At 71.1% G+C, this 15,574-nt stretch carries 15 protein-coding genes; 1 reads left to right on the plus strand and 14 read right to left on the minus strand.

Annotation, left to right across the window (positions count from 1 at the left end):
* Positions 1-60: 60 nt before the first annotated feature.
* From carB to pyrR, 6 genes are all read right to left on the minus strand, one after another.
* Complete coding sequence (gene carB, locus ACZ4VI_RS09635) at positions 61-3,369, minus strand: carbamoyl-phosphate synthase large subunit (protein WP_467998246.1); 3,309 nt, start codon at positions 3,367-3,369, stop codon at positions 61-63.
* Entirely contained in the window at positions 3,362-4,504 is a 1,143-nt protein-coding gene (gene carA / locus ACZ4VI_RS09640; protein WP_467998248.1) for a glutamine-hydrolyzing carbamoyl-phosphate synthase small subunit, read from the minus strand. The genes carB and carA overlap by 8 nt, the downstream gene beginning before the upstream one ends.
* Positions 4,501-5,061, minus strand: a complete 561-nt coding sequence (locus tag ACZ4VI_RS09645; protein WP_467998250.1) for a PH-like domain-containing protein — start codon at positions 5,059-5,061, stop codon at positions 4,501-4,503. The genes carA and ACZ4VI_RS09645 overlap by 4 nt, the downstream gene beginning before the upstream one ends.
* Positions 5,058-6,344 (minus strand): dihydroorotase, encoded by a 1,287-nt coding sequence (locus ACZ4VI_RS09650; RefSeq protein ID WP_467998252.1) that lies wholly within the window; start codon positions 6,342-6,344, stop codon positions 5,058-5,060. Before ACZ4VI_RS09650 ends, ACZ4VI_RS09645 begins: the two co-directional genes overlap by 4 nt.
* A gap of 5 nt (positions 6,345-6,349) precedes the next feature.
* On the minus strand, positions 6,350-7,324 hold the full coding sequence (locus ACZ4VI_RS09655) for an aspartate carbamoyltransferase catalytic subunit (RefSeq protein WP_467998254.1): 975 nt from the start codon (positions 7,322-7,324) through the stop codon (positions 6,350-6,352).
* Between the two features lie 110 nt (positions 7,325-7,434).
* A complete protein-coding gene (gene pyrR / locus ACZ4VI_RS09660; protein ID WP_467998256.1) occupies positions 7,435-7,998 on the minus strand; it encodes a bifunctional pyr operon transcriptional regulator/uracil phosphoribosyltransferase PyrR in 564 nt (187 codons plus the stop codon).
* Positions 7,999-8,252: 254 nt separating this feature from the next.
* Here pyrR and bldD point away from each other — a divergent pair, with 254 nt between their 5' ends.
* A complete protein-coding gene (gene bldD / locus ACZ4VI_RS09665; RefSeq protein ID WP_015032294.1) occupies positions 8,253-8,753 on the plus strand; it encodes a transcriptional regulator BldD in 501 nt (166 codons plus the stop codon).
* Positions 8,754-8,898: 145 nt separating this feature from the next.
* Here the strand turns inward: bldD and nusB are convergent, their stop codons facing one another.
* The 8 genes from nusB to aroC all read right to left on the minus strand — a co-directional run bounded on the left by nusB (position 8,899) and on the right by aroC (position 15,495).
* Complete coding sequence (gene nusB / locus ACZ4VI_RS09670; RefSeq protein ID WP_467998258.1) at positions 8,899-9,330, minus strand: transcription antitermination factor NusB; 432 nt, start codon at positions 9,328-9,330, stop codon at positions 8,899-8,901.
* A gap of 2 nt (positions 9,331-9,332) precedes the next feature.
* Complete coding sequence (efp, locus tag ACZ4VI_RS09675) at positions 9,333-9,899, minus strand: elongation factor P (protein WP_467998260.1); 567 nt, start codon at positions 9,897-9,899, stop codon at positions 9,333-9,335.
* Between the two features lie 47 nt (positions 9,900-9,946).
* Positions 9,947-11,053 carry an aminopeptidase P family protein gene (locus ACZ4VI_RS09680; RefSeq protein WP_467998262.1) on the minus strand — a complete coding sequence of 369 codons (1,107 nt, stop codon included), beginning with the start codon at positions 11,051-11,053 and terminating at the stop codon, positions 9,947-9,949.
* A 104-nt stretch (positions 11,054-11,157) separates the two neighbouring features.
* Positions 11,158-12,030: an AAA family ATPase gene (locus ACZ4VI_RS09685; protein ID WP_467998264.1), complete on the minus strand. Its 873-nt coding sequence runs from the start codon at positions 12,028-12,030 to the stop codon at positions 11,158-11,160.
* A 231-nt stretch (positions 12,031-12,261) separates the two neighbouring features.
* Positions 12,262-12,708: a type II 3-dehydroquinate dehydratase gene (aroQ, locus tag ACZ4VI_RS09690; protein ID WP_467998266.1), complete on the minus strand. Its 447-nt coding sequence runs from the start codon at positions 12,706-12,708 to the stop codon at positions 12,262-12,264.
* Positions 12,705-13,799: a 3-dehydroquinate synthase gene (gene aroB / locus ACZ4VI_RS09695; protein WP_467998268.1), complete on the minus strand. Its 1,095-nt coding sequence runs from the start codon at positions 13,797-13,799 to the stop codon at positions 12,705-12,707. The genes aroQ and aroB overlap by 4 nt, the downstream gene beginning before the upstream one ends.
* The gene (locus ACZ4VI_RS09700; protein ID WP_467998270.1) at positions 13,796-14,314 is read right to left on the minus strand and encodes a shikimate kinase; all 519 of its coding nucleotides are present in this window, start codon (positions 14,312-14,314) and stop codon (positions 13,796-13,798) included. Before ACZ4VI_RS09700 ends, aroB begins: the two co-directional genes overlap by 4 nt.
* Positions 14,311-15,495, minus strand: a complete 1,185-nt coding sequence (gene aroC / locus ACZ4VI_RS09705; RefSeq protein WP_467998272.1) for a chorismate synthase — start codon at positions 15,493-15,495, stop codon at positions 14,311-14,313. Before aroC ends, ACZ4VI_RS09700 begins: the two co-directional genes overlap by 4 nt.
* Positions 15,496-15,574 lie beyond the last annotated feature (79 nt).

A 15,574-nucleotide genomic window follows, 5' to 3' on the forward strand; every position in this document is an offset into this window, starting at 1 on the left:
CTGGGGTTACCCCCAGACCCCCGAGGGGGACACCGTTTCCGGTGTCCCCCTCGTGGGTTGCTAGTCGCGGGCCGCGGTCAGGTGTTCCGCGTGTTCCTGGAGCGAGCGGACGCCGACGTCGCCGTGGCCGAGCGCCTCGATGCCCTGGACGGCGGCGGCGAGCGCCTGGACCGTGGTGAGGCACGGGACGGAGCGGGCCACCGCCGCCGTACGGATGTCGTAGCCGTCGAGGCGGCCGCCGGTGCCGTACGGGGTGTTGACGATCAGGTCGACCTGACCGTCGTGGATCAGCTGGACGATCGTCTTCTCGCCGTTCGGGCCCTCGCCCTCGGACTGCTTGCGCACGACGGTGGCGTTGATGCCGTTGCGCTTGAGCACCTCGGCCGTGCCGGAGGTGGCCATCAGCTCGAAGCCGTGGGCGACCAGTTCGCGGGCCGGGAAGATCATCGAGCGCTTGTCGCGGTTGGCGACGGAGATGAACGCGCGGCCCTTGGTGGGCAGCGGGCCGTACGCGCCCGCCTGCGACTTGGCGTACGCCGTGCCGAAGACGGAGTCGATGCCCATGACCTCGCCGGTGGAGCGCATCTCCGGGCCGAGGACGGTGTCCACGCCGCGGCCGTGGATGTCACGGAAGCGGGTCCACGGCATCACGGCCTCCTTGACGGAGATCGGCGCGTCGAGCGGCAGGGTGCCGCCGTCGCCGGTCTTCGGCAGCAGGCCCTCCTCGCGGAGCTCGGCGATGGTCGCGCCGAGCGAGATGCGGGCGGCGGCCTTCGCGAGCGGCACGGCGGTCGCCTTCGAGGTGAAGGGAACGGTGCGGGAGGCACGCGGGTTGGCCTCCAGGACGTAGAGGATGTCGCCGGCCATGGCGAACTGGATGTTGATCAGTCCGCGGACACCGACGCCCTTGGCAATGGCCTCGGTGGAGGCCCGCAGGCGCTTGATGTCGAAGCCGCCAAGCGTGATCGGGGGCAGGGCGCAGGCCGAGTCGCCGGAGTGGATGCCGGCCTCCTCGATGTGCTCCATGACGCCGCCGAGGTAGAGCTGCTCGCCGTCGTAGAGGGCGTCGACGTCGATCTCGATGGCGTCGTCGAGGAAGCGGTCGACCAGGACCGGCCGGGTGGGGCTGATCTCGGTGGACTCGGCGATGTACGACTCCAGGCGCGCCTCGTCGTAGACGATCTCCATGCCGCGGCCGCCGAGCACGTACGAGGGGCGTACGAGGACGGGGTAGCCGATCTCGTCGGCGATGGCCTTGGCGCCGGCGAAGGTGGTCGCGGTGCCGTGCTTGGGCGCGGGCAGTCCGGCCTCGGCGAGGACGCGGCCGAAGGCGCCGCGGTCCTCGGCGGCGTGGATGGCCTCCGGGGAGGTGCCGACGACCGGCACGCCGTTGTCCTTGAGCGCCTGGGCGAGGCCCAGCGGGGTCTGGCCGCCGAGCTGGACGACGACACCGGCGACGGGTCCTGCCAGCGTCTCGGCGTGCACGATCTCCAGGACGTCCTCGAGCGTCAGCGGCTCGAAGTACAGGCGGTCGGAGGTGTCGTAGTCCGTGGAGACGGTCTCCGGGTTGCAGTTGACCATCACGGTCTCGTAGCCGGCGTCGCTGAGCGCGAAGGAGGCGTGGACGCAGGAGTAGTCGAACTCGATGCCCTGGCCGATGCGGTTCGGGCCGGAGCCCAGGATGATCACGGCGGGCTTGGTGCGCGGCGCGACCTCGCTCTCCTCGTCGTACGAGGAGTAGAAGTACGGGGTCTTGGCGGCGAACTCGGCGGCGCAGGTGTCGACCGTCTTGTAGACCGGGCGGACACCGAGGGCGTGCCGGACCTCGCGGACGACGTCCTCGCGCAGGTCCCGGATCTCGGCGATCTGGGCGTCGGAGAAGCCGTGGCGCTTGGCCTCGGCGAGCAGCTCGGGGTCGAGCTTCTCGGCGGCGGCCAGCTCGTCGGCGATCTCCTTGATGAGGAAGAGCTGGTCGACGAACCACGGGTCGATCTTCGTGGCCTCGAAGACCTCCTCGGGGGTGGCCCCGGCGCGGATGGCCTGCATGACGGTGTTGATGCGGCCGTCGGTCGGGCGGACCGCCTCGCGCAGCAGCTCGGCCTTGTCGCCGGGCTCGCCGGTGAAGGCGAACTGCGAGCCCTTCTTCTCCAGGGAGCGCAGGGCCTTCTGGAGCGCCTCGGTGAAGTTGCGGCCGATGGCCATGGCCTCGCCGACCGACTTCATGGTGGTGGTGAGCGTGGAGTCGGCCTGCGGGAACTTCTCGAAGGCGAAGCGCGGGGCCTTGACCACGACGTAGTCGAGCGTGGGCTCGAAGGACGCCGGGGTCTTCTCCGTGATGTCGTTGGGGATCTCGTCCAGCGTGTAGCCGACGGCGAGACGGGCCGCGATCTTCGCAATCGGGAAGCCGGTTGCCTTGGAGGCGAGCGCGGAGGACCGGGAGACACGCGGGTTCATCTCGATGACGATGATCCGGCCGTCGTCCGGGTTGACCGCGAACTGGATGTTGCAGCCGCCGGTGTCGACGCCGACCTCGCGGATGATCGCGATGCCGATGTCCCGCAGCCGCTGGTACTCGCGGTCGGTGAGGGTCATCGCCGGGGCGACGGTGATCGAGTCACCGGTGTGGACGCCCATCGGGTCGAAGTTCTCGATGGAGCAGACGACCACGACGTTGTCGTGCTTGTCGCGCATCAGCTCCAGCTCGTACTCCTTCCAGCCGAGGATGGACTCCTCCAGGAGCACCTCGGTGGTCGGCGAGAGGGTCAGGCCCTGGCCGGCGATACGGCGCAGCTCCTCCTCGTCGTGGGCGAAGCCGGAGCCGGCGCCGCCCATGGTGAAGGAGGGGCGGACGACGACGGGGTAACCGCCGAGCGTCTCGACGCCCTGGATGACGTCGTCCATGGAGTGGCAGATCACGGACCGGGCCGACTCGCCATGGCCGATCTTGGCGTTGACGGCCTCGACGACGCCCTTGAAGAGGTCGCGGTCCTCGCCCTTGTGGATGGCCTCCACGTTGGCGCCGATCAGCTCGACGCCGTACTTCTCCAGGACACCCTGCTCGTGCATGGAGATCGCGGTGTTGAGCGCGGTCTGGCCGCCGAGCGTGGGCAGGAGGGCGTCGGGGCGCTCCTTGGCGATGATCTTCTCGACGAACTCGGGGGTGATCGGCTCGACGTACGTGGCGTCGGCGATCTCCGGGTCGGTCATGATCGTGGCCGGGTTGGAGTTGACCAGGATCACCCGCAGGCCCTCGGCCTTGAGGACGCGGCAGGCCTGGGTGCCGGAGTAGTCGAACTCGGCGGCCTGGCCGATGACGATCGGGCCGGAGCCGATGACCAGGACGGACTGGATATCGGTGCGCTTAGGCACGCTCGGCCTCCATCAGGGATACGAAGCGGTCGAAGAGGTACGCGGCGTCGTGCGGGCCCGCGGCCGCCTCGGGGTGGTACTGGACGGAGAAGGCCGGCTGGTCGAGCAGCTGGAGGCCTTCCACCACGTTGTCGTTCAGGCAGACGTGCGAGACCTCGGCACGCCCGTAGGGGGTCTCGGAGACCTTGTCGAGGGGCGCGTCGACGGCGAAGCCGTGGTTGTGCGCGGTGACCTCGACCTTGCCGGTCGTACGGTCCTGGACCGGCTGGTTGATGCCTCGGTGGCCGTACTTCAGCTTGTAGGTGCCGAAGCCGAGGGCGCGGCCGAGGATCTGGTTGCCGAAGCAGATGCCGAAGAGCGGCGTCCTGCGCTCCAGGACGGCCTGCATGAGGGCGACGGGACCGTCGGCGGTGGCCGGGTCGCCCGGCCCGTTGGAGAAGAACACACCGTCGGGGTTGACGGCGTACACGTCCTCGGCGGTCGCGGTGGCGGGGAGCACGTGCACCTCGATGCCACGCTCGGCCATGCGGTGCGGGGTCATGCCCTTGATGCCGAGGTCGACGGCGGCGACGGTGAACTTCTTCTCGCCGATCGCGGGGACGATGTACGGCTCCTTCGTGGCGACCTCGGCGGAGAGGTTCGCGCCCTTCATCTCGGGCTGCTGGCGGACCTCGGCGAGCATCACGCCCTCGTCCGGCAGCGCACTGCCGGAGAAGATGCCGACACGCATGGCGCCGCTCTCGCGCAGGTGGCGGGTGAGGGCGCGGGTGTCGATGCCCTGGATGCCGACGACGCCCTGGTGGCGCAGCTCCTCCTCGAGGGAGCGCTTGGCGCGCCAGTTGGAGGAGACGCGGGCGGGGTCGCGGACGACGTAGCCGGAGACCCAGATACGGGAGGACTCGGGGTCCTCGTCGTTGACGCCGGTGTTGCCGACGTGCGGGGCGGTCATCACGACGACCTGGCGGTGGTACGACGGGTCGGTGAGGGTCTCCTGGTAGCCGGTCATGCCGGTGGAGAACACGGCCTCGCCGAAGGTCTCCCCCACGGCCCCGTAGGCGCGGCCGCGGAAGATGCGGCCGTCCTCCAGGACGAGTACGGCGGGAACCTTGCTGGTTCCCCTTGTGGAGGTCGTCATCGTGCGGTGCCTTCCGTCGTCTTGATCATGCTGTTCAGGGTCTCGACCCAGGTGGCGTGCTCCGCCGCCCGGTCGGACCGGAAGCCGGAGTCCAGGAGCTTCTCGCCGTGCGCCCAGGTGACGATCAGCAGCCCGCCCTCGGCGAGGACCTTGCCGGCGATGCCCTTGTCGAGGCGGGCCTCGCGCAGCTGGGCGGCCGGGATGAAGAAGTCGGTGGCGCCGGGGCGTACGACCTCGATCCCCGCGTCGGTGAGCGTGAGCTCGACGCGGCTGCGGGTGCCCAGACCGTGGGCGACGATCCGGTCGAGCCACTGCCCGGCCGTGGTCGAGCCGTGGTAGCGCCCGCTCAGAGTCAGTCTCGCCTCACCGCCCGTCTCCGGCGCGCTGGGCAGCTCGGGCAGGTCCGACTGGAGGCTGCCGCGCCACTTCCATCCCTGGCGCATCAGCCAGTAGACGAAGGCGATGAAGAGCAGGAGACCCGCGACCCAGCCGAGCCGTCCGGCCCAGTCGGTCACCTCCGCCGACTTCTGTTCCGCGGCCAATTCGATGAGTGTCACGCCAGCTTCCCGTCCACGAGCGTCGCCCGGCCCCGCAGGAAGGTGTGGGTGATACGTCCCGGCAGCTCGCGGCCCTCGTAGGGGGTGTTGCGGCTGCGGGAGGCGAAGCCCGCGGGGTCCACGAGACCACGGTATGCCGGATCGACCAGGGTCAGGTTCGCGGGCTCACCTGCCGAGACGGGGCGTCCGTGGTCCTTCGCCTGCCCGATCTGCGCCGGCTTGACGGACATGCGGTCGGCGACGCCGGCCCAGTCGAGGAGTCCGGTCTCGACCATCGTCTGCTGGACGACGGAGAGCGCGGTCTCCAGGCCGACCATGCCCATGGCGGCCGCGGCCCACTCGCAGTCCTTGTCCTCGTGCGGGTGCGGGGCGTGGTCGGTGGCGACGATGTCGATGGTGCCGTCGGCCAGGGCCTCGCGGAGGGCCATCACGTCGCGCTCGGTGCGCAGCGGCGGGTTGACCTTGTAGACCGGGTTGTAGCTCCGTACCAGCTCGTCCGTGAGGAGGAGGTGGTGCGGGGTGACCTCGGCGGTGACGTCGATGCCACGGGACTTGGCCCAGCGGACGATCTCGACCGAGCCGGCGGTGGAGAGGTGGCAGATGTGGACGCGGGAGCCGACGTGCTCGGCGAGGAGCACGTCGCGGGCGATGATCGACTCCTCGGCGACGGCCGGCCAGCCGCCGAGGCCCAGCTCGGCGGAGACGACGCCCTCGTTCATCTGGGCGCCCTCGGTGAGGCGGGGCTCCTGGGCGTGCTGGGCGACGACGCCGCCGAAAGCCTTCACGTACTCCAGGGCGCGGCGCATGATCACGGCGTCGTCGACGCACTTGCCGTCGTCGGAGAAGACCGTGACACCGGCGGCGGAGTCGTGCATCGCGCCGAGCTCGGCGAGCTTCTTGCCCTCCAGGCCGACGGTGACGGCGCCGATGGGCTGCACGTCGCAGTAGCCGGACTCCTTGCCGAGCCGGTAGACCTGCTCGACCACGCCGGCGGTGTCGGCGACCGGGAAGGTGTTGGCCATGGCGAAGACGGCGGTGTAGCCGCCGGAGGCGGCCGCCCGGGTGCCGGTGAGGACGGTCTCGGAGTCCTCACGGCCGGGCTCGCGCAGATGGGTGTGGAGGTCGACCAGGCCCGGGAGCAGGATCTGCCCCTCGGCCTCGATCACGGTCGCGTCCTCGGCGATGAGGCCCGTACCGACCTGGGCGATGGTCTCGCCGTCGATCAGGACGTCCTGCGCCTCGCCGCCCAGCACCTTCGCACCGCGGATAAGGATCTTGCTCATGGTTCTTACTTCTCCTCGGTACGGGGGTGGGTGACGGACTCGTTGCCGCCGAGCAGCAGGTACAGGACGGCCATCCGGATCGAGACGCCGTTGGCGACCTGCTCGACGACCGTGCAGCGGTCGGAGTCGGCGACCTCGGCGGTGATCTCCATGCCGCGGACCATCGGGCCGGGGTGCATGACGATGGCGTGCTCGGGCATCTTCGCCATCCGCTCGCCGTCGAGCCCGTACCGCCGCGAGTACTCGCGCTCGGTCGGGAAGAAGGCCGCGTTCATCCGCTCACGCTGCACACGCAGCATCATCACCGCGTCGGACTTCGGCAGCACGCTGTCGAGGTCGTAGCTGACGGCGCAGGGCCAGGTCTCGACGCCGACCGGGACCAGGGTGGGCGGGGCCACCAGCGTGACCTCGGCGCCGAGGGTGTGCAGCAGGTCGACGTTCGAGCGGGCGACCCGGCTGTGCAGGACGTCGCCCACCAGGGTGATGCGCTTGCCGGCGAGGTCCTGGCCGAGACCGGCGTCGCGGCCGACGAGGCGGCGGCGCATGGTGAAGGCGTCGAGCAGGGCCTGGGTGGGGTGCTGGTGGGTGCCGTCGCCGGCGTTGATGACGGGGGCGTCGATCCAGCCGGAGGTGGCGAGCCGGTACGGGGCGCCGGAGGCGCTGTGCCGGATGACGACGGCGTCGACGCCCATCGCCTCCAGGGTCTGCGCGGTGTCCTTGAGGGACTCGCCCTTGGAGACGCTGGAGCCCTTGGCCGCGAAGTTGATCACGTCGGCGGAGAGGCGCTTCTCGGCGGCCTCGAAGGAGATCCGGGTGCGGGTGGAGTCCTCGAAGAACAGGTTGCAGATGGTCCGGCCGCGCAGGGTGGGCAGCTTCTTGATCGGCCGGTCGGCCACCCGGGCCATCTCCTCGGCGGTGTCGAGGATGAGGACGGCGTCGTCGCGGGTGAGGTCGGCGGCCGAGATGAGGTGACGCATCATCGGGGGTGTGCTCCGTGGTCGGGAGGTGGGGGGTCTGGGGTGTCCCCAGGGCCCGTGGGGGTGCGGGCGCGCAGGAGTGTGCCCTGGACCCGTCGGGGAAGCCGGACCGGCTAGGCAGTGGTCTTGCTGCCGAGCAGCACGGTGTCGCGACCGTCCTCCTCGGCGAGCTGGACCTTGACCGTCTCCCGCAGCGACGTGGGGAGGTTCTTGCCGACGTAGTCGGCGCGGATCGGGAGTTCGCGGTGACCGCGGTCGACGAGGACCGCGAGCTGGACGGCGCGGGGGCGGCCGATGTCGCCGAGCGCGTCGAGCGCGGCGCGGATGGTACGGCCGGAGAAGAGCACGTCGTCGACGAGGACGACCAGCCGGCCGTCGACCCCGTCACCGGGGATCTCGGTGCGGCCGATGGCGCGGGCGGGCTTCATCCGCAGGTCGTCGCGGTACATGGTGATGTCGAGCGAGCCGACCGGGATCGTGCGTCCGGTGATCTCAGCGAGTTTGTCGGCCAGCCGGCGGGCGAGGAAGACGCCACGCGTCGGGATGCCGAGGAGGACCACGTCGTCGGCGCCCTTGGCGCGCTCGACGATCTCGTGGGCGATGCGGGTCAGTACCCGCGCGATGTCGGGGCCCTCGAGAACAGGGCGTGCCGCATCGGAATGCTGCTGTGCGTCCATATGAAACGGACCTCCTTCTCCGCCTCACGGGACGGACCTTAAAGGACGTCGGATGTGCGCCATCGACTCTACCAGGGGCGGGCGACTCCCCTGCTCACCACCCTGCCGCCACTCCGGGCGCCGTCCCCCGAGAGGGGGCGGTATGGACCATTCGGCTTGACGGAGGAGAGTAACGCTGCGTAACCTCACAGTGAGTTACCAGCCAGGCGGCGGAGCCGCACGTTGTCTACAGCGTCCAGCGTCCGGGGAGCTATATGTCCAGCGAATACGCAAAGCAGCTCGGGGCCAAGCTCCGTGCCATCCGCACCCAGCAGGGCCTTTCCCTCCACGGTGTGGAAGAGAAGTCCCAGGGCCGCTGGAAGGCCGTCGTGGTCGGCTCGTACGAGCGCGGTGACCGCGCCGTGACGGTGCAGCGCCTCGCCGAGCTGGCGGACTTCTACGGCGTCCCGGTGCAGGAGCTCCTGCCCGGTACGACCCCCGGCGGGGCCGCCGAGCCGCCGCCGAAGCTCGTCCTCGACCTGGAGCGCCTGGCCCACGTCCCGCAGGAGAAGGCCGGCCCGCTGCAGCGCTACGCGGCGACGATCCAGTCGCAGCGCGGCGACTACAACGGCAAGGTGCTGTCGATCCGTCAGGACGACCTGCGCACGCTCGCGGTGATCTACGACCAGTCGCCCTCGGTGCTGACCGAGCAGCTGATCAGCTGGGGCGTCCTCGACGCGGACGCGCGACGCGCGGTCGCCCACGAGGAGAACTGAGCAGAAACGTTGCCGCCGGGGCGGGGCGGGCCTGAGGGCCTTCCCCGCCCCGGCGGTTTCATCGGTGCCGGTCGATTCCGGTGGTACGCCGAAGGGGCCCGCAGCACGTGTGCTGCGGGCCCCTTCGACTGCCGGAGGCTGCCTCTCAGGCGTCCCGGCGCAGGCGCGGCTTCAGGTCCTTGAAGCGGGCCAGCAGGCCGTTGACGAAGGTCGGCGACTCGTCCGTGGAGAACTCCTTGGCGAGCTGCACCGCCTCGTCGATCGCCACGGCGTCCGGGGTCTCGTCCAGCCAGATCAGCTCGTACGCACCGAGGCGCACGATGTTCCGGTCGGCGGCCGGCATCCGGTCCAGGTCCCAGTCCACCGCGTAGGTGGCGATGAGCTCGTCGATCCGGTTCGCGTGGTCCGCGTACCCCTCGACCAGCAGCATCGTGAACTCGTTGACGGGCGGCTGACGGTCGTCGGACCGCGCGTGCCGGACCCAGTCCGCGAGGACCTGCTGCACGGACGCACCACGCTGGTCGGCCTCGAAGAGGATCTGGAAGGCGCGCTTACGGGCCTTGCTGCGGGCGGCCACGGTTAGTCGTTCACCCGGCCGAGGTAGTCGCTCGTGCGCGTGTCGACCTTGATCTTCTCACCGGTGGTGATGAAGAGCGGGACCTGGATCTCGTGACCGGTCTCCAGGGTGGCCGGCTTGGTGCCACCGGTGGAGCGGTCGCCCTGCACGCCCGGGTCGGTGTGCTGGATGGTCAGCGTGACGGCGGCCGGGAGCTCGACGTAGAGCACCTCGCCCTCGTGCTGCGCGACCGAGGCGGTGAAGCCCTCGATCAGGAAGTTGGCGGCGTCGCCGACGGCCTTGCGGTCGACGTGCAGCTGGTCGTAGGTCTCCAGGTCCATGAAGACGAAGTAGTCGCCGTCCATGTAGGAGAACTGCATGTCGCGGCGGTCGATGGTGGCCGTCTCGACCTTCACTCCGGCGTTGAAGGTCTTGTCGACGACCTTGCCGGACAGCACGTTCTTGAGCTTGGTGCGCACGAAGGCCGGGCCCTTGCCGGGCTTGACGTGCTGGAACTCGACGACGGACCAGAGCTGGCCGCCTTCGAGCTTGAGCACCATGCCGTTCTTGAGGTCGTTCGTGGAAGCCACGGTTGCGGAATCTCCTGGACTGACGTGGGACCACGGAGGCGTACGCGCTACAGCGCGAGCAGCTCCTTGGTCGTGATGGTGAGTAGCTCGGGTCCGCCGTCCGCCTCCTGGCGCACGACGAGCGTGTCATCGATCCGGACCCCGCCCCGGCCCGGAAGGTGGACCCCCGGTTCGACGGTGACCGGCACACAAGCGTCCAGTTTACCCATGGCCGCGGGTGCGAGCTGCGGGTCCTCGTCGATTTCGAGGCCGACGCCGTGGCCGGTGGCCGGCGGAACTGCCTCGCCGTGGCCCGCCGCGTCCAGGATCTGCCGAGCGGCGCGGTCCACATCGCGGTACTCGGTGCCGGGGGCGAGCGACTCGCGGCCGGCCCGCTGAGCGGCGAAAACGAGGTCGTACAGCTCGATCTGCCAGTCCGCGGGGGTCGTGCCGATGACGAACGTGCGGCCGATCTCGCAACGGTAGCCGCGGTAGTTGGCGCCGAGGCATACGGAGAGGAAATCTCCCTCCTCGACCCGGCGGTCCGAGGGCTTGTGTCCGCCGCGCCCGGAGTTCGGGCCGGTGCCCACGGAGGTGGGGAAGGCGGCGCCGTCCGCGCCGTGGTCGACGAGCCGCCGCTCCAGCTCCAGCGCGAGGTGCCGCTCGGTCCGGCCGACCAGGATGGATTCGAGAAGCTCCCCGAGCGCCTGGTCGGCGATCTCGGCGGCGATCCGCAGACAGGCGATCTCGTCCTCGTCCTTCACGATCCTCAGCTGCTCGACGGCTCCGCCGAGATCGGCGAGCTGGAGCTGGGGCGCGACCGAGCCCATCGCCCGGTGGCGGGCCACGGTCAGATGGTGTTCCTCGACGGCGAGGGCCTCCGCGCCCGCCTTGCGGGCTACGTCGACGGCCGCGACCGCCGGATCGCCGCCGGCCGCGGGCAGCACGGACTGGCGGAGCAGCTCGTCGAGCCGCCCGTCGGCCGGATCGCCGCCGGGCGCGGTGGGGCAGAGCAGCACGTCCTCGTCCGGGCCGAGCAGAAGGACGGCTCCGGGAGGCGAACCGCCCGCGAGATAGCGGACGTTGGCGGGGCGGGAGACCAGGGCCGCCGGGCTGCCGACTGCCGCGCACCGGTCGCGCAGCCGCACACGGCGGTCCGCATACACCTCTGACATGTTCCGAGCCTACGAGGGGCCGGGCGTCCCGGCCTGCTCAGCACGGCCGACCGGGCCACGGGCGGCCGCTTCAGGCCACCGGGGCCCTCGGGCCGTCGGGGCCGTCACCAGGCGGGCGGGCTGGCTATGGAGCGGGCCAGGACCTCGTCGAGGACCCGGGCCGTGGTCTCGACGTCGTACGTGGAGTTGTCGATGATCGGCAGGCCGGAGCCGTACCACCCGGCCATCCGGCCGTGGATGGACGCGACCTCCTCGTCCGAGAGCCGCCGGTTGCCGCTGCGTTCGGCGTTCCGCTCCAGGACGATCTCCAGACCGGGCAGCAGAACGACCGGAAGCAGCCCCGGGCCGACGTGCCGCTTCCAGCCGCCGAGGCCGACGACGGGCCGGTCCGGGAAGACGGCGTCGTCGACGATGCAGGAGATGCCGTTGGCCAGGAAGTTCCGGGCGGCGAAGCCGCAGGTGCGGCGGGCGAGGCGGTACTGGGCCTCGGAGTGCTCGTTCCAGCCCGACTGGGGGTCGGCGAAACCGGAACAGACCCATTCGCGGACGTCGTCGAGGCTGATGTGCGCGGTGGGCACGCGCCGGCGCGTGGCCCAGTGGCGGGCGACGGTCGTCTTGCCGGCGCCGGCGGGGCCGATGAGCAGCACAGCCAGGGTCGCCGCGCCGGTGCCGGGCTCGGCGGGCGGCGGTGCGGGGACGGCGACGGGCGGCAGCGGTATGTGTCCGGTGACGTCGCGCGGCGGGGAACCGGCCTGTCCCGCGTGCGTCGGCACACCCGCCGAGCCCCAGCCGGGGGCCTGCGGCGCGGAGTACGGGGCGGCGGCGCCGGGGGCCTGCGGGGCGGGGGGCGGGGGCGGTCCCGGCGGGACGGGGTGCGGATGGGGGTGGTGTCCGCCCTGCGGCACGGGGGGTCGTCCGGCGCCGGGCGTCCAGCCCGAGGGATCGGGCGGCAACGGAGCCCCCATCGCGTGCTGCATCCGGTGCCACTCCGTCTCGTACGGCCGATACTTCCCCGGAACGTTACCGTCCCCGGCCCCCACAGGGGGAAACGGCCGGGGACGGACGAGAGTGCCCCCTCTTTTGGGCTCGTTCACCTCCGGGGCGCTCTATGCGTGCGTCGACGGTCGACCGTGCTCGGTCCTTCGTTCCTCAGGACCTGCGCGCGCTCTCCCTTTCGACGCCCGCGCGCCCCTACGGCTCACTCGCTGTCAGTCAGTCAGTTCCTCGGCGAGCGCCCGCAGAGCGAGCCGGTAGGAGCCGATGCCGAAGCCGGCGACGGTCCCGGTGGCCACCGCGGCGACGACCGAGGTGTGCCGGAACTCCTCCCGGGTGTACGGGTTCGAGATGTGCACCTCGATCAGCGGCGCGGTCCGCTGGGCGGCCGCGTCACGCATCCCGTACGAGTAGTGGGTGAACGCTCCCGGGTTGATCACGACCGGGACCGATCCGTCCGCGGCCTCGTGGAGCCAGCGGATCATCTCGCCCTCGTCGTTGGTCTCCCGGACCTCCACGTCGAAGCCGAGCTCCTCGCCGAGGGCCCGGCAGGACTCCACCAGGCCCTTGTACGACGTGGCGCCGTAGATGTCGGGCTCGCGCGAGCCCAGCCGGCCGAGGTTCGGGCCGTTGAGCACGAGGACGCGGCGGCGGTCGCTCACGCGGACACCTCACCGTAGGCGGCGACGAGGACCGCGGGGTCGGGGCCCTCGAGGACGGTGGGCTTGCCGAGGCCGTCGAGGACGATGAAGCGGAGCAGGTCGCCGCGGGACTTCTTGTCGACCTTCATGGTCTCCAGGAGCTTGGGCCACTGGTCACCGCGGTAGCTGAGCGGCAGACCGACCGACTCCAGGACCGTGCGGTGCCGGTCGGCGGTCGCGTCGTCCAGCCGGCCGGCGAGCCGGCCCAGCTCGGCGGCGAACACCATGCCGACCGAGACGGCGGCCCCGTGGCGCCACTTGTAGCGCTCGTTCTTCTCGATCGCGTGGGCCAGGGTGTGACCGTAGTTGAGGATCTCCCGCCGGCCCGACTCCTTCAGGTCACCGGAGACCACCTCGGCCTTGACCCGGATCGAGCGGACAAGCAGCTCGGCGGTGTGGGGTCCGGCGGGGGTGCGGGCGGCCTGCGGGTCCTCCTCGATGAGGTCGAGGATCACCGGGTCGACGATGAAGCCGGCCTTGATGATCTCCGCGAGCCCGCTCACGTAGTCGTTGACCGGCAGCGAGTCCAGGGCCGCCAGGTCGCAGAGCACCCCGGCGGGCGGGTGGAACGCGCCGACGAGGTTCTTGCCCTCGGCGGTGTTGATGCCCGTCTTCCCGCCGACCGCCGCGTCCACCATCGCGAGGACGGTGGTGGGTACGGCGATCCAGCGCACGCCCCGCAGCCAGGTCGCGGCCACGAAGCCGGCCAGGTCGGTCGTCGCGCCGCCGCCGACGCCGACGATGACGTCGGTACGGGTGAAGCCGGTCTGGCCCAGCGCCTTCCAGCAGTACGACGCGACCTCGGCCGTCTTGGCCTCCTCCGCGTTCGGCACCTGGATGGCCACGGCCTCGAAGCCCTGCTCCGCCAGATCCGCGCGCAGCGCCTCGCCGGTCTCGGCGAGCGCCTCGGGGTGGATCACGGCGACGCGCTTGGCCTTGGTGCCGATCAGGGCGGGCAGCTCGCCAAGGAGCTGCCGCCCGACCAGTACCTCGTACGGATCCGTACCCGCCGAACCGCCGACCTGGATCCGGGTCACTTCCTGGTCCGTCATACGTCCTTCTTCAGCTCCAGAGCGTCGAGGACCGCGTCCGCGACCTCTTCGGGTGTGCGGCCTTCGGTGGCCACGACCACCCGGGCGACTTCGGTGTAGAGGTGGCGGCGCGCCTCCATCATCTCGCGCCACTGGCGGCGCGGGTTGATGGCGAGCAGCGGCCGCGCGGTGTTGAGGCCGACGCGCCGGACGGCCTCGTCGACGTCCATCGAGAGATAGGCGACGGGCAGTCCGCCGAGCAGTTCGCGGGTGCCGGCGTCGAGGATCGCGCCGCCCCCGAGGGCGAGGACGCCCTCGTGCTCGGCGACCGCGGTCCGTACGGCTTCCCGTTCCAGGGCGCGGAAGTGCTCCTCGCCCTCCTCGACGAAGATGTCCGCGATCTCCCGGCCCTCGGCGGCGACGATGTCGGCGTCGGTGTCCCGGTAGGGCACGCCGAGCAGCTCGGCCAGGAGCGCGCCCACCGTGGACTTGCCGGAGCCCATCGGTCCGACGAGGACGACCAGGGGACCGGTCACCGGATCTGGAGGTTGTCGAGGTACGACTGGACGTTGCGGCGGGTCTCCGGGACGCTGTCGCCGCCGAACTTCTCGACGACGGCGTCCGCGAGGACCAGCGCGACCATGGCCTCGGCCACGATGCCGGCGGCCGGGACGGCGCACACGTCGGAGCGCTGGTGGTGGGCCTGTGCGGCCTCACCCGTGACGACGTCGACGGTGGCCAGCGCGCGCGGCACGGTGGCGATCGGCTTCATCGCGGCCCGCACGCGGAGAAGTTCGCCCGTGGTCAGACCGCCCTCGGTGCCACCGGAGCGGCCGGACGTGCGCTTGATGCCGTCCTCGGTCCGCACGATCTCGTCGTGGGCCTGCGAGCCGGGTACGCGGGCGAGTTCGAAGCCGTCGCCGACCTCGACGCCCTTGATCGCCTGGATGCCCATCAGCGCGGCGGCGAGCCGTGCGTCGAGACGGCGGTCCCAGTGCACGTGCGAGCCGAGCCCGACCGGAACGCCGTAGGCGAGGACCTCGACCACACCGCCGAGGGTGTCGCCGTCCTTGTGTGCCTGGTCGATCTCCGCGACCATCGCCTTCGACGCGTCGGCGTCGAGGCAGCGCACCGGGTCGGCGTCGAGCTTCTCGACGTCGGCGGGGGTCGGGTAGACGCCGTACGGGGCCTTGGCCGCGGCCAGCTCGATGACGTGGGAGACGATCTCGATGCCCGCGGCCTCCTTCAGGAAGGACCGGGCGACGGCTCCGAGTGCGACACGGGCGGCGGTCTCGCGGGCGCTGGCGCGCTCCAGGATCGGCCGGGCCTCGTCGAAGCCGTACTTCTGCATGCCGGCGAGGTCGGCGTGACCGGGACGCGGCCGGGTCAGCGGCGCGTTGCGGCCCGTCTCCTTCAGCTCCGCGGGGTCGACGGGGTCGGCCGACATGACCTTCTCCCACTTCGGCCACTCCGTGTTGCCGACCATCACGGCGATCGGGGAACCGAGGGAGAGACCGTGCCGGACACCGCCCAGGAACGTGACCTCGTCCTGCTCGAACTTCATCCGCGCGCCGCGCCCATAGCCGAGGCGCCGCCGCGCAAGATGGTCCGCCACCAGCTCAGTCGTGACCGGAACGCCGGCGGGAAGACCCTCCAGCGTCGCGACCAGCGCGGGTCCGTGGGACTCCCCAGCGGTCAGCCAACGCAACCTGCTCAACGATGCTCCTCATGCTCGCGCCTGGAACTGCTGCGGCGCGACCGGGTGCGCGGCCCTGGCCCGCCATGTCCGATCCTCC

The organism is Streptomyces sp. NPDC029169, from assembly GCF_055563935.1.